The organism is Burkholderia sp. BCC1047, from assembly GCF_902833155.1.
In the GTDB taxonomy this organism is placed as follows: Bacteria; Pseudomonadota; Gammaproteobacteria; order Burkholderiales; family Burkholderiaceae; genus Burkholderia; species Burkholderia sola.
Genome location: NZ_CADFEH010000005.1, coordinates 154,771 through 172,402 on the forward strand (window position 1 = coordinate 154,771; position 17,632 = coordinate 172,402).

The 17,632-nt window shown below is 70.5% G+C and carries 14 protein-coding genes; 7 read left to right on the forward strand and 7 right to left on the reverse strand.

The annotated features are described in order from the left end of the window. Position 1 precedes the first annotated feature (1 nt). From treZ to HWX55_RS08100, 4 genes are all read left to right on the forward strand, one after another. Positions 2–1,873 (forward strand): malto-oligosyltrehalose trehalohydrolase, encoded by a 1,872-nt coding sequence (gene treZ, locus HWX55_RS08085; protein WP_175975223.1) that lies wholly within the window; start codon positions 2–4, stop codon positions 1,871–1,873. Beyond that, the gene (gene malQ / locus HWX55_RS08090; RefSeq protein ID WP_175975224.1) at positions 1,870–4,098 is read left to right on the forward strand and encodes a 4-alpha-glucanotransferase; all 2,229 of its coding nucleotides are present in this window, start codon (positions 1,870–1,872) and stop codon (positions 4,096–4,098) included. Before treZ ends, malQ begins: the two co-directional genes overlap by 4 nt. Then, entirely contained in the window at positions 4,095–6,887 is a 2,793-nt protein-coding gene (gene treY, locus HWX55_RS08095; RefSeq protein ID WP_175975225.1) for a malto-oligosyltrehalose synthase, read from the forward strand. Before malQ ends, treY begins: the two co-directional genes overlap by 4 nt. A 234-nt stretch (positions 6,888–7,121) precedes the next feature. Further along, positions 7,122–8,735 (forward strand): Fic family protein, encoded by a 1,614-nt coding sequence (locus HWX55_RS08100; RefSeq protein ID WP_175975226.1) that lies wholly within the window; start codon positions 7,122–7,124, stop codon positions 8,733–8,735. 10 nt (positions 8,736–8,745) lie between these two features. Here HWX55_RS08100 and HWX55_RS08105 read toward each other — a convergent pair whose 3' ends face one another. Further along, positions 8,746–9,093 carry a hypothetical protein gene (locus HWX55_RS08105; protein ID WP_347879626.1) on the reverse strand — a complete coding sequence of 116 codons (348 nt, stop codon included), beginning with the start codon at positions 9,091–9,093 and terminating at the stop codon, positions 8,746–8,748. Positions 9,094–9,125: 32 nt separating this feature from the next. On the opposite strand from HWX55_RS08105, the gene HWX55_RS08110 reads away from it, so the two are divergent. Then, positions 9,126–10,373, forward strand: a complete 1,248-nt coding sequence (locus HWX55_RS08110; RefSeq protein WP_175975227.1) for a phosphatidylserine decarboxylase family protein — start codon at positions 9,126–9,128, stop codon at positions 10,371–10,373. Positions 10,374–10,395: 22 nt separating this feature from the next. Here the strand turns inward: HWX55_RS08110 and HWX55_RS08115 are convergent, their stop codons facing one another. From HWX55_RS08115 to HWX55_RS08135, 5 genes are all read right to left on the reverse strand, one after another. Continuing rightward, positions 10,396–10,623, reverse strand: a complete 228-nt coding sequence (locus HWX55_RS08115) for a hypothetical protein (RefSeq protein ID WP_175975228.1) — start codon at positions 10,621–10,623, stop codon at positions 10,396–10,398. Positions 10,624–10,891: 268 nt separating this feature from the next. After that, complete coding sequence (locus HWX55_RS08120; protein WP_175975229.1) at positions 10,892–11,221, reverse strand: DUF1488 domain-containing protein; 330 nt, start codon at positions 11,219–11,221, stop codon at positions 10,892–10,894. A gap of 4 nt (positions 11,222–11,225) precedes the next feature. Further along, positions 11,226–11,774: a type 1 glutamine amidotransferase domain-containing protein gene (locus tag HWX55_RS08125; protein WP_175975230.1), complete on the reverse strand. Its 549-nt coding sequence runs from the start codon at positions 11,772–11,774 to the stop codon at positions 11,226–11,228. 275 nt (positions 11,775–12,049) lie between these two features. Next, entirely contained in the window at positions 12,050–12,415 is a 366-nt protein-coding gene (locus HWX55_RS08130; RefSeq protein WP_124679616.1) for a DUF3022 domain-containing protein, read from the reverse strand. Positions 12,416–12,500: 85 nt separating this feature from the next. Beyond that, positions 12,501–12,923, reverse strand: coding sequence for a hypothetical protein (locus HWX55_RS08135; RefSeq protein WP_175975231.1), 423 nt, complete (start codon positions 12,921–12,923; stop codon positions 12,501–12,503). Positions 12,924–13,081: 158 nt separating this feature from the next. Between HWX55_RS08135 and HWX55_RS08140 the strand changes: the two genes are divergently transcribed. Together HWX55_RS08140 and HWX55_RS08145 are read left to right on the forward strand one after the other, a co-directional pair. Continuing rightward, positions 13,082–13,438: a DUF3175 domain-containing protein gene (locus tag HWX55_RS08140; RefSeq protein ID WP_175975232.1), complete on the forward strand. Its 357-nt coding sequence runs from the start codon at positions 13,082–13,084 to the stop codon at positions 13,436–13,438. A 42-nt stretch (positions 13,439–13,480) separates the two neighbouring features. Further along, complete coding sequence (locus HWX55_RS08145) at positions 13,481–14,803, forward strand: cation:proton antiporter (RefSeq protein WP_175975233.1); 1,323 nt, start codon at positions 13,481–13,483, stop codon at positions 14,801–14,803. Between the two features lie 4 nt (positions 14,804–14,807). Here the strand turns inward: HWX55_RS08145 and ligD are convergent, their stop codons facing one another. Further along, the gene (ligD, locus tag HWX55_RS08150) at positions 14,808–17,615 is read right to left on the reverse strand and encodes a DNA ligase D (RefSeq protein WP_175975234.1); all 2,808 of its coding nucleotides are present in this window, start codon (positions 17,613–17,615) and stop codon (positions 14,808–14,810) included. Positions 17,616–17,632: the final 17 nt, after the last annotated feature.

The window sequence follows — 17,632 nt, forward strand, 5'->3', positions numbered from 1 at the left end:
CATGACGTCCCGTTCCGCCCCTTCGCCCGGCACGCACGCGTATGCGTCGTCGTTCGGCGCGACCTGCCTCGATGCGGACCGCACGCGCTTCCGGCTGTGGGCGCCCGCGAGCCGCACGGCCGCCGTCGAACTGCAGGACGCGGGCGGCCGCGCGCTCCCGATGGCGCCGGCCGGCGACGGCTGGTTCGAGACGGTCGCGCCGTGCGGCCCCGGCACGCTGTACCGCTACCTGCTCGACGACGCGCTCGCGGTGGCCGATCCCGCGTCGCGCTTCCAGCCGTACGACGTGCTGGGCCCGAGCCAGGTCGTCGATCCGGCCGCGTACCGCTGGCGTCACGACGCGTGGCGCGGCCGTCCGTGGCATGAGACGGTGCTGTACGAGCTGCACGTCGGCGCTTGCGGCGGCTACGCGGCCGTCGAGCGGCGGCTGCCGGCGATCGCCGAGCTCGGCGTGACCGCGGTCGAGCTGATGCCCGTCAATGCGTTCCCCGGCGCGCGCAACTGGGGCTACGACGGCGTGCTGCCGTTCGCGCCCGACGCGTCGTACGGGCGGCCCGAGGAACTGAAATCGCTGGTCGACACCGCGCACGGGCTCGGTCTGCAGGTGTTCCTCGACGTCGTGTACAACCACTTCGGCCCCGAAGGCAACCTGCTGCCGCGCTACGCGCTCGACTTCTTCCGCGCGGACCGGCAGACCGCGTGGGGGCCGGCGATCGACTTCTCCCGCCCGCAGACGAGCGCGTTCTTCATCGACAACGCGCTGTACTGGCTCGACGAATACCGTTTCGACGGGCTGCGCATCGACGCCGCGCACGCGATCGACGACGACGCGTGGCTGCGCGAACTCGCGCGCCGCGTGCGCGCGCACGCGGGCGACGCGCGCCACGTGCATCTCGTGCTGGAGAACGAGCGCAATACCGCGAGCCTGCTCGGCCCCGGCGGCTTCGACGCGCAATGGAACGACGACTTCCACAACAGCGCGCACGTGCTGCTGACCGGCGAGCGCGACGGTTACTACCGCGCATACGCGGATGCGCCGCTGCGCCATTTCGCGCGCACGCTCGGCGAAGGCTTCGCGTATCAGGGCGAGCCGTCGCCGCTGCACGACGGCGCCGCGCGCGGCGAGCCGAGCGCGCACCTGCCGCCGACCGCGTTCGTCGCGTTCCTGCAGAACCACGACCAGATCGGCAACCGCGCGTTCGGCGAACGGCTGCGCGCGCTCGCGAACGACGACGCGGTGCGCGCGGCCACCGCGCTGATGCTGCTCGCGCCGTCGATCCCGCTGCTGTTCATGGGCGAGGAAGACGGCAGCACGCAGCCGTTCCAGTTCTTCACCGACTATCGCGGCGCGCTCGCCGACGCGGTGCGCGAAGGCCGGCGTCGCGAATTCGCCGCGTTTCCCGCATTCGCCGACGCCGCGCATCGCGACGCGATTCCCGATCCGAACGACATCGCGACGTTCGTGCGCTCGTCGTCGCACCATCCGCCCGACGAGTCGTGGCCCGACGCGGCCGCGTGGCGGCGCTTCTACCGCAGCGCGCTGGCCGTGCGCGCGGCGCTCGTGACGCCGCACCTCGCCGATGCGCGCTCGCTCGGCGTCGACCTGCTCGCGGGCGACGGCGACCCGCCCGCGCTGGTCGCGCGCTGGCGTCTCGGCGACGGCAGCACGCTGACGATCGCGCTGAATCTCGGCTCGCACGACGCGACGCTGCCCGCGCTGCCGGTCGGCAAGATCGTGTTCGAGACGCCGCCGCGCGCGCGCGACCGGCTGCCCGGCGGGCACGTGCCGCCGCGCGCGTGCATCGCGTGGCGCAACGGCGCGGTCAACCACGATGCGCGGCAGCACCGCGCGAACGGACGGAGCCCTTCATGACGACCGACGTCCCGATCGCGGCGCTCGCCCGGGCGGCCGGCCTGGAACCCGACTGGACCGACTCGGGCGGCGTCGCACGACGCGTAGACGACGATGCGCTCGTCGCGCTCGTCGATGCGCTCGGCTGGCCGTGCGGCACCGCGATCCAGCGGGTCGACAGCGCGGCGGCGCTCGCCGATGCGAACGCGGCGCCGCCGCGCGTCGTGACCGGTGACGCCAGCCTGCCGGTGACGCTGCCCGCGACCGTCGCGGCGCCGGGCGCGCGCTTCCGGATCTCGCTCGAAACCGGCGGGCACGTGGATGGCCGCGTGGGCGGCACGGGCGAACACGGCACGCTGCCGCCGCTCGCGATGCCCGGCTATCACGCGCTCGACATCGGCGAGCAGCGTATCGGGCTCGCGATCGCGCCGCCGGGGGCGCGACCGTTCGACGCGTTCGCCCGCGCCCACGACGCGGGCCGCCGCTGGGGCATCGCGGCGCAGCTCTACAGCCTGCGCCGCACCGGCGACGACGGCGCGGGCGACTACACGGCGCTCGCGCGGCTCGCCGCACAGGCCGCGCGCCACGGCGCGCAGGCGGTGGCGATCAGCCCGACGCACGCCGGCTATCCGGCCCTCCCCGCGCACGACAGCCCGTATTCGCCGTCGTCGCGACGCTGGCACAACGTCGCGTATCTCGACTGCGATGCGGTGCCGGGCGCCGATGTCGCGCGTCGGGCACCCGACGGCCCGGCCGATGCCGCGCTGATCGACTGGCCGCACGTGCTACCGGCGAAGCTGCGCCGTCTGCGTGCGTGCTTCGACGCATGGCGCGCCAGCGACGACCCGTCGCGCGATACGTTCCAGCGTTTTCGTGCGGCGGGTGGCGCGGCGCTCGACGCGCATGCGCGCTTCGATGCGCTGCAGGCGTTCTGCATCGAGCACGGGATCGGCGCGGACTGGCGGCAGTGGCCCGCGCAATGGCGCATGCCGGGATCGGCGGAAGTCGACGCATTCGCGCACGCGCATGCCGACACGATCGCGTTCCACGCGTTCCTGCAATGGTGCGCGTCGCGCGCGCTCGGCGACGCGCAGCACGCGGCGCGCGGCGCGGGGATGGCGACCGGGCTGATCGCCGATCTCGCGGTCGGCTCCGATCAGGCCGGCAGCGACGCGTGGGCGCACGGCACGACGCTGCTGCGCGGCGTGTCGCTCGGCGCGCCGCCCGACCTGTTCAATGCGGCCGGCCAGGCGTGGGGCGTGACGACGTGGACGCCCCACGCGCTGCGCGCGGACGGCTTCATGCCGTTCATCGAGCTGCTGCGCGCGGCGTTCGCGCACGCGGGCGGCATCCGCATCGACCACGTGCTCGGCTTCGCGCGGATGTGGATCGTGCCGAACGGCGGCTCGCCGCGCAGCGGCGCGTATCTGCGCTATCCGCTCGACGATCTGGTGCGGCTCGTCGCGCTGGAAGCGGCGCGTCATCGCGCGATCGCGATCGGCGAGGATCTCGGCACCGTGCCGGCCGGGTTGCGCGAACGGCTCGGCGCGCAGGGTGTCGCGGGCATGCGCGTGCTGTGGTTCGAGCGCGACGCGAATGGCGCGTTCCGGCCGCCGTCCGCGTGGGATCGCGACGCGATCGCGATGACGTCGACGCACGATTTGCCGACCGTGGCCGGCTGGTGGCGCGGCGTCGATCTCGGGTGGCGGCGCTTAGCGGCCGAGGCCGAAGCCGAGGCCGCGAAGCGGCGCGACGAAGCGCAATCGCGAGACGTCGCTGCCCCGGCGCCGGACGATGCGAGCGCGCACGATTCGGACGAGATCGTGCAAAGCATGGCGTTCGGACACGACACCGTACAGCGCCCCGATTCGAATCGCGCGACGCCCCCGCCGCCGCCCGAACTGCTCGCCGCGCATGCGGAACGCGCGACCGAGCGCGCGGCGCTGTGGCACGCGCTGCAGCACGCCGGCTGCGCGCCGGCCGGCGCCGCGGTGCCGCCGGCCGACATGCCGCCGGTGAACGCGATCCTGGCCTACGTCGCGAGCAGCCCGTCGCCGCTCGCGCTGCTGCCACTCGAGGATCTGCTCGCGCTCGACGCGCAGCCGAACCTGCCGGGGCCGCCGTGCGGCCATCCGAACTGGCGGCAGCGACTGCCGCGCCCGATCGACACGCTGTTCGACGCCGACGTACGCACGCGCATCGCCGCGGTCGTGCAGGCGCGCCGCGCGCGGAGGCACGGCCCATGACCCCACGCGCGACGCTGCGACTGCAGCTGCATGCGGGCTTCACGTTCGACGACGCGGCCGCACACGCCGACTACTTCGCGCGGCTCGGCGTCAGCCACCTGTACCTGTCGCCGGTGTCGACGGCCGAGCCCGGCTCGCTGCACGGCTACGACACCGTCGACCACGGCGCGCTCAGCGCGGAACTCGGCGGCGAAGCCGGCTTCATGCGGCTCGTCGACGCGCTGCGCGCACGCGGCCTCGGCATCATCATCGACATCGTGCCGAACCACATGGGCGTCGGCGGATCGTCGAACGGCTGGTGGAACGACGTGCTCGAATGGGGGTCGGCGAGCCCGTACGCGCGCTATTTCGACATCGACTGGCATCCGCCCGACCCGGCGCTCGACGGCAAGGTGCTATTGCCGTGCCTCGGCGTGCCGTACGGCGATGCGCTCGCGGCCGGCGACATCACGCTGCGCGCCGATCCGGCCGCGGGCCGCTTCTACATCGCATGCCCGGGGCGGCGGCTGCCGGTCGCCGCCGCCACCTATGCGGAAATCCTGCGCATCGCGAATCGCGCGGACCTGAACGCGCTCGCCGAGCGCTTCGACGTCGCGCCGGTCCGCGACAGCGCGCGGCTGGCCGCCGCCCATGCGGCGCTGCGCGACCATGCGGCCGCGCACGGCCCGCATGCGCTCGACGCGGTATTGCGCGGCGCCGATCCGCGCCGCGCGCGCTCGCGCGCGTGCCTGCACCACTTGCTCGAACGTCAGCACTACCGGCTCGCGTGGTGGCGCACGGCCGCCGACGAGCTGAACTGGCGGCGCTTCTTCGACATCGCGACGCTCGCGGCCGTGCGCGTCGAAGACGAGGCGGTGTTCGACGCCGTGCATGCGCTGCCGCTGCGCCTCCATGCGGCCGGGCTCGTCGACGGCGTGCGCGTCGATCACGTCGACGGCCTCGCCGATCCGCGCGCGTATTGCCGTCGGCTGCACGCGCGGCTCGCCTCGCAGCGCGACGCGCGGCCCTATATCGTCGTCGAGAAGATCCTCGCGCCCGGCGAAGCACTGCGCACCGACTGGGCCGTCGACGGCACGACCGGCTACGACTTCATGAACGACGTCGGCGCGCTGCTGCACGACCCGGCCGGCGCCGAACCGCTCGCCGCGCACTGGGCGGCCGTATCGGGCTCCGCGCGCACGTTCGCGCAGGAAGCGCTCGACGGCAAGCGGCGCGTGCTGATGCGCCAGCTCGCCGGCGAGCATGCGCGCGTCGCGCGGCTGCTGCACGGGATTGCGCGGGCGTCGCCCGCGACGCGCGACGTCAGCCTGATCGCGATCCGGCGCGTGCTCGGCGAACTCGCGATACGGCTGCCCGTGTACCGGATGTATCCGGCGCGGGGCGCCGAACCGGCCGACGCCGACCGGCACGTGCTCGCGCACGCGTACGACGGTGCTTGCGCGGCGATCGATCCGACCGACCGCTTCGCGCTCGAGCGTGTCGCCGCGTGGCTCGGCTTGCCGGTCGTGCGCGTGCCGCGCGTGGACGCCGATACGCTGGTCGCCGCGCGTGTCGCGTTCGCGCAGCTCACCGCGCCGCTGGCCGCGAAGGGCGTCGAGGATACGGCCAACTATCGCTACGGCCGGCTGCTGTCGCGCAACGAGGTCGGCGCCGATGCCGGCGACTTCAGCCTGTCGCGCGGCGCGTTCCATGCACGCAACCGGCGCCGCGCGCGCACCGCGCCGCACGGGCTCGTCGCGACGGCCACGCACGATCACAAGCGCGGCGAGGACGCGCGTGCGCGGCTCGCGGTGCTGAGCGAGGTGCCCGATGCGTGGCGCGCGGTGTCGCTCGACTGGTCGGCGCTGAATCAGCCGCATCGCGGCGGCGCGCACCACGACCTCGCATGGACGCCCGGGCCGGCCGCCGAGGCGATGCTGGTCCAGACGCTCGTCGGCTGCTGGCCGCCTGCGCTCGCCCCCGACGACGCGGCCGGCCTCGACGCGCTCGCGACGCGCGTCGTGCAATGGCAGACGAAGGCGCTGCGCGAGGCGAAGCAGTACACCGACTGGCTCGCGCCGGAACCGGACTACGAGCGCGGCTGCGAAGCGTTCGTCCGCGCGATCCTGACGCCGCGCGGCGCGGGCGATTTTGCGCATCGGCTGCATGCGTTCGTCGCACGGATCGCGCCGGCCGGCGTCGTCAACAGCCTGACGCAAACGGCGCTGCGGATCGCGTCGCCCGGCGTACCCGATCTCTATCAAGGTAGCGAGTCATGGGATCACTCGCTCGTCGATCCGGATAACCGGCGCGACGTGCCGTTCGCGACGCTGGCGACCGAAGCGGTCGACGGGCCGGCTGCGTCGTATCTATCGACATGGCCCGATGCGCGCGTGAAGCGTGCGCTGATCGAGCGGATGCTGGCGCTGCGTGCGCGATGGCCGACGACGTTCGCGGACGGCGCATACGTTCCGTTGCGGGTGCGCGGCACGCTCGCGCGGCACGCGGTGGCGTTCGCGCGGTGCGATGACGCGGCGACCGTGGTGGTGATCGCGACTCGGCTCGCATGCCGGTTGCTCGGCGAAGCGCCTGCGTTGCCGCGTGTGGAGCCTGTGCGATGGGACGATACGGCGGTCGTGCTGCCGCGCGACGTCGAAGGGCCGTGGGTCGATGCGTTGAATGCGGGGGACGCAATCGATGCGCCGGAAGGAGTGCTGGCGCTCGATCGCTGTCTGGCCGAGTTGCCTGTGGCGGTGCTGGTCGCGGGACGGACGAATCAGGATCGTCCCGGACACGCTCGCACCCGGTAGCCCCTCGGTCGTCGTCACCTACGGAATGGAGACTCATAGCCCACTTAAAGGGGTCGAAACAATTTCCGACGGATGTCGTGTCCACACCGCCCGTCTGTGGCTCGGGGATAATCGAATTTATGCAAAACAGGCCGCGTATAATCGTTTTTGTACATCCGTAATCGATTTGCGCACAAAACCGACGTTTCTAATCGATTTTGAGCAGAGCCTGAGCCGACTGACAGGAGCCTCCCCATGCCCGAATTGCCCGACGATCCGATTGGCGGCGCGTGGTTAATCGCGAACTGCGACGTTGCGCCGATGGCTCGGCCTCCCGTACTCAGTCGCATCGGGAGCCGACGAGCCACCGAAATCGTCGACGGCTATCGACTCGAAACCTACCCGGAACTCATGCGTCCGTCGGATGACTTCGCCGCCCATCTCCAGTTTCATCTGCGTCACGAGATCCCGCAACTGGAGCTTCTCACGCGCTTGTTCAAGAAATCGGGCCCCAGTGCCATCCAGGCGTGGATCGACGCCGAGCCGACCGGTCAGTATGCCCGTCGCGCCGCTTTTCTTTACGAATGGCTCATCGATGACCACCTGAGTGTTCCCGAGCGACTGGGCGGCAACTACGTCGACGTCCTCGACGACACCAAGATCGTCACCTCGTCCCGCAACCACATTCTGAGAAATGCCCGGTGGCGGGTGAACGACAACCTGCCGGGTACGCGCTACTTCTGCCCGACGCTCGTCAAGACTGCAGCTTTCATGGAGGCCGCCGCGCTTGACGTGCCGCGTCTCTTCGCCGATCTGGCAAAGGAGTTCGGCGAGGATTTGCTGATGCGTGCGGCAACCTGGATGACATTGCGGGAAAGCAAGGCCAGTTTTGCCATCGAGGGAGAGGCTGACCACACCACTCGTATCCAGCGCTTCGCCGACGTCATGGCCCGACGTACCGCTCAGGGCGAACAACCGTTGACAGATGCCGCCGCTGCCGAACTGCAGCGGGAAATCCTCGGCGAGCGAACCACGCTCACGCATTTCGGCTTCCGGCAATCGCCCGTATTCGTCGGAGAGACCATACGCTTTAGCGAAGTCGTCCACTACGTGGCGCCTGGACAAGACGATGTTCCGGCAATGCTCGACGGACTTCGCGCATTCCTGGAGCGCACTACCGGGCAATCTCCGGTGCTGCGCAGCACGGTCGCAGCCTTCGGTTTCGTCTATGTTCATCCATTAGCGGACGGAAACGGCCGCGTCCATCGCTTCCTGATCAACGATGTCCTGCGCCGGGACGGCGCCATTCCCGCGCCGGTGATCCTTCCCGTTTCCGCGGTGATCATGGACGACGCCGGCGAACGTCGCGGATACGACAGCGTACTGGATCAGGTGTCCGTACCCCTGATGGAACAAGTGCGCGACAACATATCGTTCACAGCGGCCCAGACGTCTTATCCGGACGGTGTCGTATCCAATTTCGCGTTTGACGGCGCCGAACGGGCAAGACCTCTATGGCGGTATCCGGATCTGAGTCCGCATGTGCAATATCTGGCCAACATCATCCGGCGCACGCTAACCGAACACATGCGCGAGGAGTCGCGCTATTTGCGAAGCCACACGCTGGCTCGGCAGGCGCTCAAGGAAATCGTCGAAATGCCGGATCATCAAGCCGACCGGGTACTACGATCGCTCGAGCAAAACAACGGACAACTCAGCAACGTCCTCGCGAAGGAAATGCCTGTCCTGCAACGACCCGGTATTTGGCCCGCTATCGTTGATGCGGTTTCTGCGGCATTTCGCGACGGTGAATCGGTCGATGTCGCGATTGCCGACCGTTACCGGCCCGAACGGCCGGCGGGCCAGTAAATACCCGACCTCACGACCACTCTTCCGGCGGCATCTCGCCGCTATCGTCTTCCCACAGCGGTTTCCGTGTATCTTCGCTGCGGCTCGGCGTCACCGGCCCATTTCCGTTTGCACGATCGCCACCGCGCTCACCGCGCCGCGCACCGTCGCGCGGGGCCGCCGCATGCGGTCGTGCGCGCACCCGCGTCGGCGTCACGGTCCGCTGGCCGTCGCGGCGACGATCGTCCGTCGATCCCGCATCGTTCGTCTGTCGTGCATTCGAAGCCGTATCCATTTTTCTCTCCTGAGTCATCGAAAAAACCGGTCGCCCGAACGCAGCAATTTCGGTGCCGCGCGCCGGGCAAGCGTCTTGCTCCATCGCTTCGCCCCCTAACCGTTCCGGAGGTGACGATGACGAATCGCAACGCGCCGCCCGCCACACGCCGCCGCCTCGGCGGATGGATGGCCACCGAGGAATCGCACATGGCCGCGTTCCGCGAAAAAATGGCAAACGAAGCGCGCGCGCATGCCGGCGACCGGCTGCGCACGCCGGCCGTGCAGGAGCTCGCGCGGCTGTTCGACGACAACGCGGTGCTGCACATGAGCCTGACGCGCGCGATCGACGAAGCGCTCGAAGCCGGATACCGGCTCGGCTACGCGTCGATCGGCGAGCTGATGACGGTGCTCGACCATCTGATGACCTACACGCCGCCGTTCAGCGAGGAAAGCCTGATCGTGTGCCCGCTGAATGCGTTCTTCGACTGGCCGATGTGCATGCCGTCGGGTCACGCGGTGTTTCGCGACGCGTCGGTCAATGCGCAGTTGAAGCGCGTATTGAATGCGTGGTGCGACTTCCTTGGCGGCCCGCATTCGCGCGCGCATCTCGACACGTCGCCGCCCGACGGCTGGTTCTGCGACGAAGCGCGCAAGCGCCTCGGGCTGTCGCAGTTCCAGTATCGCGAAGACCAGCCGCACTGGGGCTTCGATTCGTGGAACGACTTCTTCACGCGGCGCTTTCGCGACGGCGCGCGGCCCGTCGCGGCGCCCGACGATCCGCACGTGATCGTCAGCGCGTGCGAAGCGTCGCCGTATCACACCGAAACGAACGTGAAGCTGCGCGACACGTTCTGGATCAAGGCGCAGCCGTACTCGCTACGCGACCTCTTCACGCCCGCGTGGCTGTCGCTCGCCGAGCGCTTCGTCGGCGGCGACGTCTACCAGGCCTACCTCAGCGCGTACAACTACCATCGCTGGCATGCGCCGGTGCGCGGCGTGGTCACGCACGCGTATCGGGTGGACGGCGCCTATTACTCGGTCGCCGAAGCGGAAGGCCCGGACCCGGCCGGGTTGAACGACTCGCAGGGCTACATGACGGCGGTCGCCGCGCGCGCGGTGGTCGCGATCTCGAGCGACGATCCCGGCATCGGCACGGTGGCCGCCGTGTTCGTCGGGATGGGCGACGTGTCGTCGTGCGTGATCGAGGTCATGCCGGGGCAGCGCGTCGACAAGGGCGACGAGATCGGCTATTTCCAGTTCGGCGGCTCGACCTACTGTCTGCTGTTCGAGGCCGGCGTGATCGACCGCTTCCTGTACGCGCCGCCGTTCGAAGGCCAGCCGCCGGTCGTGCAGGTCAATGCGCCCGTCGCGATCGCGCGGTGAGCGCCGCGCGCGGCCCGGTGCGTCACGCTTCCGTGGCGTCGAACCGGGCGCCGTCGTGCCGCTGCACGCAGCGCAGGACCGACAGGCCGTCGGCAGTCAACGCGGGGCGGTGTTGGCCGGACGCATCGTCGCGCTCCATCACGATCAGGTGTTGTTCGACGAGCGCGACGATGTCGTCGCGGTCGATCTGGATCTGTTCCGGCGCGTGATGCGCCAGGAACAGCGCGGCAAATTCGTGTGCGGTCAGCATGCTCGTTTCCCCGTTGGCGGCGATGCGCGGCGCGACACCGGCGTCGCATCCGCAGCGGCGCGAATCGTGCGCCGGCGACGTTACGGGCATGCAGGGAACGTGCCAATCGGTGTTATTCGACTGGTGGCCGTGCGGCGCGCGCGCCGCGCGATGTGGCACCGCACGGCGCGTTCGAGCCGCTGCAAAGTTTTCAACGGCATGTAAGGGCGGCGGGCCGCACGCGGCCGGCGGAAAAGCGAGCGAAACACATGGGGACTGTACGCGCTGCTCACGGCCCCCGCGGGCCGAACAGCCCCGCCCGCGCCGGCCCGGCCGGCGCACGGAAATACCCGCTATGCAGCACCACGTCGTGGTTGCCGCTGGCCAGCACGTCCGCGCACGCGGCTTCGATACGCGCACGGCCGCGCTCGAACGCGTCGCGCAAATCGGCCTCCAGCGCGGAGTGCGCGCCGAAATGATCTTCCAGCGCCTCGACGGTGATCGCGCAGGCGTGCGGCACCCCGTCGACGTCGACGACGAAGCGCAACTGCAGCGCCGCGCCGTCGAACGTGGGCGGTTCGTCGGTCAGCGTCACGGCGCGTGGGGAATCGGCCGGCATCGGCTCAGGCCCTCCGCGCCGCGAGATGCTCGACCAGCGCGCCGTTGAACGCGGGCAGATCGTCCGGCTTGCGGCTCGTGATCAGGTTGCCGTCGCGCACGACTTCCTCGTCCACCCACTTGCCGCCCGCGTGACGGATGTCGTCCTGCAGGCTCGGCCAGCTCGTCATCGTCTTGCCTTCGACGAGCCCGGCCGATACCAGCAGCCAGCCACCGTGGCAGATCGCCGCGATCGGCTTGCCGGCGCCGACGGCCGCCGTCACGAATTCGCGCGCGGCCGGCACCATCCGGATCGCATCGCCGTTGATGACGCCGCCCGGCAGCACGACCGCGTCGTAGTCGCCTTCGCGCGCATCGTCGAACGTGCGGTCGACCTTCACGCGCTCGCCCTTGTCGACGTGCCGGAAACCCTGGATCTCGCCGCGCTGCTGCGAAATCACGTCCACCTGCGCGCCTTCGGCCGCGAGCGCGCACTGCGGTTCGACGAGCTCGGCTTCCTCGAAGCCGTCGACCGCGAGAATCGCTACCTTGCAATGATCCAGCCTGCCGCTCATGAATGCCTCCGTGGATGGGATGGGGATAGAGATAGGTCGGCACATGTCGTGCCGTTGCCTGTCGCGCAGCAATCGCCGTTCCGGCTGCGGAAGCCGCGGGCCAGCAGCCTCGCCGCGCCGTGCGTAGCGCGGCACAAAGGGGAACGACCCGCGATCGATGGCGGCCACCCGCGAACGAGCGGGATCGGCCGCTGCACGTCGCCGCGCCCGGCTGCAAAGATTTCAACGGGATGTAACGCAACGCCGCGGCGACGCCGCACGTCGATCCGGCGCGATTACTGCAGATGGCGGGCGGCGTCGAGCATCGCGTCGGTCAGCTCGACCGTCAGCGTCAGGTTTTCGCCGGTATCGGGCAATTGCTCGAGCGTCTGCTGCACGGCGTCGTGCAGCATCGCGTGCACGCGCATCCGCGCGCCTTCGTCGAGATCCGCGTAGCGTTCCATCGTCGAGCATTCGAGCGCGAGCACGACCGAATGCCGGGCCGCCTCGGGCGGCGCCTCGACGGCGTTCGCCCACGCCGCATGGAACATGACCCTGCCCGTTTCGACGTCCACGTGGACCGTCGTGTCGAGATCGTCCATGTCGCTTGCGTCGCCGTCGATCTCGTCGTGCTCCAGGAAAATCCGGGAATTCGATTGCATGATGTCCTCCTGCGTGGTGGCGGCGCGCCCGTCCCGGGAAACCGCGCCGCCATCGCGCCGTGCCGGCCGCGCCGGCACGACACCGTCAATAACCGCTGGAACCGCCGCCCGTGCCGCCGGCTCCACCGCCGCCCGTGCCCGTCGAGCCCGCCGAACCGCCGTTGCCGGCGCCCGTGCCGCCGCCAACACCGCCGCCCGCGGCGCCGCTACCGCCCTGGCCGGCGCCGTTCGGGCCGCCGCCCGGCTTCACGTGGCCGGCCGCCCCGCTATGCGAACGCGTCCCGTGCTTCGCGCCATGCCGTTGCGTGCCCGCCGGCGGAGGCGGCGCCGCCGTATTGCCGTTGGCGCTGGGCGTCGACATGTCCATCGACGGATTCGGCGCGCCGGTGCCCTCGTCCGAGCGCTGCGAATTCTGCGCCCACGCGGCCGGCGCGGCCGCGACGATCGCGACGGCCGCGCAGGCCAGCACGCGCCGCGCGACAAACTTCGATTCGAATGCTGACTTCATGGCGTTTTCTCCCTATGGGTGATCGCGTGATGGAAATTCCTGCTCCGACGTTTCAGCAAGGCCCATGCCGTCACCGGGCACGTTCGCGACGCGGCACGGGATTTGCGACGCCTCTGTCCGGACGACCTTTCTGTCACCTCATACGGAGCCCCTGCCTCATGCCTTCCGCTTCTGCTTCCCATGCGCACGGCAAGCGCCACACGCGCCGTCCGGGCCGCGCGCGCAGCGCCGACCCGACCCACCGCAAGCGCTGGTCCGGCGAAGTCACGCAAAAAAGCGATGCGCTCGACATCGAGCCCGACATCTTCAAATCCGACGATCCGGCCGCGATCGCGGCGTCGCTGAAGCACTCGGCCGAGCACAGCCGCCGCCGCAAGGCGTCGCCGTTCCAGTCGGCGATGTCGATGCTGAACTTCTACGTGAACCGCGCGGGCCGCAACCTACCGAAGACGCGCCGTACGACGCTCGAACGCGCGAAGCGGAAACTGCGCGAAGCCTTCGGCCGCAAGCCGTGACGGCTGGCGCGCCGCCCGTCTCCCTCCCTGCGATTCACACGCATGCACGAAACCCTCTGGTACCTGATCATCGGCGCCGTGCTGCTCGGCATGGGCGTCGTGACGTCGGCGCTGCGCCACCTTCCCTGTAGCTCGGCCATGATTTACCTGGTGCTCGGCGTCGCGCTCGGCCCGGCCGGCGCCGGCCTGCTGCATCTCGACCTCGAACGCGACGGGCCACTGCTGCGCGAGATCGTCGAAGTCGCGCTGCTCGTGTCGCTGTTCGCGATCGGGCTGCGTCTGCGCGTGCCGCTGTCCGACAAGCTGTGGCTCGTGCCGTGCCGTCTCGGGCTGCTCGCGATGATCGTCACCGTGCCGCTGCTCGCCGCATGCGCGGTGCTCGCGCTGGACCTCGGCTGGGGCCCCGCGCTGCTGCTCGCGGCGATCCTCGCGCCGACCGACCCGGTGCTCGCGCACGACGTGCAGGTGCACGATCCGGGCGATCGCGACCTGGTGCGCTTCGCGTTGTCCGGCGAAGGCGGGATGAACGACGGCATCGCGCTGCCGTTCGCGCTCGCGGGGCTCGCGCTGTGCGGCGCACCGGGCGCCACGCACGGCATCCCGCCGCTGTCCGGCACGTTCGCGCTCGTCGCGCTGTGGGGCATCGCCGGTGCGGCCGCGATCGGCGGCGGGCTCGGCTGGGTCACGACGAAGACGATCGGCTGGCTGCGCACGCGCCACGGCCAGGCGCTCGGCCTCGAAGGCTTCTTCGCGCTCGCGCTGATCGTGCTGTCGTTCGGCGCCGCGCAGCTCGCGCACACGTTCGGCTTCATCGCGACGTTCGCGGCCGGCGTCGCGATGCGGTGGGTCGAGCATCGCGCGAGCGGCGACCGGCCGCCGCGCGAAGTGATCGGCCAGATCGACTCGGAAGACGTGGTCGCCACCGAGAAGCATCCGGACAAAGCGCATGCGTTCATGGCCGAATCGGTGCTCGGCTTCACGATCGAGCTCGAACGGATCGCCGAAGCGATCGTGATGACGATGATCGGCAGCGTGCTCGCGACGCTGCCCGGCCCGCTGCTCACGTGGGGCGCCATCGCGCTGGCCGCCGCGCTGTTCGTCGCCGTGCGTCCGCTCGCGGTGCTGGTCACGCTCACCGGCTCGCGCGCGACGCATGCGCAGCGGCGGCTGATGGCGTGGTTCGGCATCCGCGGGATCGGTTCGTTTTACTACCTGCTGTTCGCGCTCGAGCACGGGCCGTCCGAGGTGGTGCGCCCGCTCGCGGCGCCGGTGCTGGCCGTGGTATCGGCTTCGGTGGTCGCGCACGGGATCTCCGCGACGCCGCTGATGAACTGGTATTACCGGCTGCAGCAGCATCGGCGCTGACGCTTCACGCGTCGGCGCCGAGCCGCGCCCGCATCGCCGCAGTGATGCGCTGCCGCGTGCTCGCATAGCCTTCCCACGGGTCGCGCTTCAGCGTGTCCAGCCGTTCGTGCAGCGTATCGATCGTCCATTGCGCGCCGCCCGTCGTGTCGGGCACCTCGTCCCAGTCGAGCGGCACCGACACGCCCATGCCGGGCCGCGCGCGCACCGAATACGCGGCGATCGTGCTCGCGCCGCGCCCGTTGCGCAGGTAGTCGACGAAGATCTTGCCGCGCCGGTGGCGCGGCCCCATCGTCGCGGTGAAACGGTCGGGCAGCGTGCCGGCCACGTGCTGCGCGACCGCGCGCGAAAAGTCCTTCACGTCGTCCCAGCCCGCATGCCGCGTGAGCGGCACGACGACGTGCAGCCCCTTGCCGCCGCTCGTCTTGCAGAACGACACGAGCCCCAGCTCGTCGAGCAGCCCGCGCACGAGTTGCGCGGCGTCGATCATCGTGCGCCACGGCAGCGCCGGGTCGGGATCGAGGTCGAACACGATGCGGTCCGGCCGCTCGATGTTCGACGCGTGCGCGTTCCACGTGTGCAGCTCGACCGTGCCCATCTGCGCGGCGCCGAGCAGCGCATCGACGCTGTCGATCGACAGCAGCGGCCCGTGGCCGGGATCGAGCCCTTCGTGCTGCGTGACGAACGGAATCTCGCGGCGCTCCGCGTGCTTCTGGAAGAACAGCTCGCCGGCGATGTCGCCCGGCGCGCGCACGAGCGACACCGGCCGGCCTTTCAGGTCGGCCAGCAGCCACGGCGCGACCCACTGCCAGTAACGCGCGAGATCGATCTTGCGCGTGCCGCTTTGCGGGTCGAGCACGCGCTCGGGATGCGTGATGCGCACGCGGCCGAGCGTGTCGGGGCCGGACGCGTCGCCTTCCGCGCGGGCGGCTGCACGAGCACGTGACGGGCGCTTGCGATCGGCGGTGTCGTGAGCGGGCGACGATGCGCGCTTGCGTGTGTCGTCGTGCGGGGTCTGGCGTTGATCCATCGTCACCTCCGTTTCCGTGTGTTTCGGCATTTCGCGGACGATCTGCTCTGCCGGCTTGTCGTCGCGCAGCGCGATGAACGCGGCCTGCCGCACGATCCCGTCGCCGGTCCATTCCGCGAATTCGCATTCGGCGACGAGCGTCGGCTCGACCCAGTGCACGCGCGTGCGCGTGCGTTCGCGCGGCGGCGCATCGAACGGCATCGTGTCGCGTTCGTGCTTGCGCAGGATCGCGGCGAGACGGTCGAGCATCCGCGCGTCGAAGCCGGTGCCGACGCGGCCGACGTAGCGCAGCGGCGCCGGCCCGCGCCGCCGTTTGCCGGCCGGCGCCGGTTCGTGCACGCCGAGCAGCAGCGCGCCGAAGCCGTGCCGGCTGCCGGACGGCTCCGTAAAGCCGCCGATCACGAACTCCTGCCGACGCCGGCATTTGAGCTTGATCCACGCAGGCGAACGACCGGCGCGGTAGCGCGAGTCCGCACGCTTGCCGATCAGCCCTTCGAGGCCGGTGTCGCACGCGCTCGCGATCAGCGACGCGACGTCCTCGCCGAGATCCGGCGAAAAGCGCACGCGCGCCGGGTCGCTGCTCGCGAGCAGCGGTTCGAGCAGCGCGCGACGCGCGGTGAGCGGCGCGTCGCGCAGGTCGTAGCCGTCGAGATAAGGCAGATCGAATACGAAGAAGGTGACCGTGTCCGAGCGGTCCGCGCCGAACGCGTTCTGCAGCGCCTGGAAATCGGGCAGGCCGTTTTCGCCGAGCACGACGGCCTCGCCGTCGAGCCATGCGTCGTCGACGTCTAGCGCCGCGAGCGCGTCGCGCTGCGCGCGCAGCTTCGCGGTCCAGTCGCGGCCTTCGCGCGTCATCAGCGTGACGCGCCGGCGGGCGCCCTTCCCTGCGATGCGCGCAAGGATCCGATAGCCGTCGAACTTCAGTTCGTAGCACCAGCCGCCCTGGGTCGGCGGCGCGTCGACCAGCGTCGCGAGTTGCGGCGCGACGCGCTCGGGCAACGGCGCACGCACCGCGCCTTCGACCTGCGATGGATCGGCGGGGCGGGGGCTTTCGTGGCTGGCGTGGCTTTTGCGGCTTGCGTCGCTTGCGTGTCGCGCGTCATGTCCATCGCCGGCCGCACCGGTCGATCCGCCGCGCCGCGTCGCGCGCTTGCGCGCCGCGCCGTTGGACGCGCCGTCGTGCACGCTCCCCGGCCGCTCGCCGACGACGTCGAATTCGTCGGCGCTGCGGGCGTCGTCGTCGCGCTCCTTGATCAGCAGCCATTGCTCCTGGCGCCCTTCCTGCCGCCCGCTGCGCACGAGCGCCCAGCCGCCGTGCAGCTTCTCGCCGTCGAGCCGAAACGTCAGCTTGCCCGCCCGATAGCCTTCGCGCGCCTGCGCGACGCCGCCGTCGGGCGTCCACGTCCCCTCGTCCCAGACGACGACCGACCCCGCACCGTAATGCCCGGCCGGAATCTCGCCTTCGAACGACGCGTATTCGAGCGGATGGTCCTCGACGTGCACCGCGAGCCGCTTCACCTGCGGATCGAAGCTCGGCCCCTTCGGCACGGCCCACGATTTCAGCGTGCCGTCGAGTTCGAGCCGGAAGTCGTAGTGCAGCCGTCGCGCATGGTGTTCCTGGATCACGAAGCGCAGCGGATGGCGTGCGCGCGCGGCAGGCTTCGCGTTCGGCTTCGTGCCCGCTTTCGCATCGGCCTTCGTGCGCCGCTTCCCGTGCGCGCCTTCGGGCTCGGGCGTCGCGCCGAAATGGCGCTTGCGGCGATACGGATCGAGCTTGCCGGCCATCGCGTCACCTCGTCGGA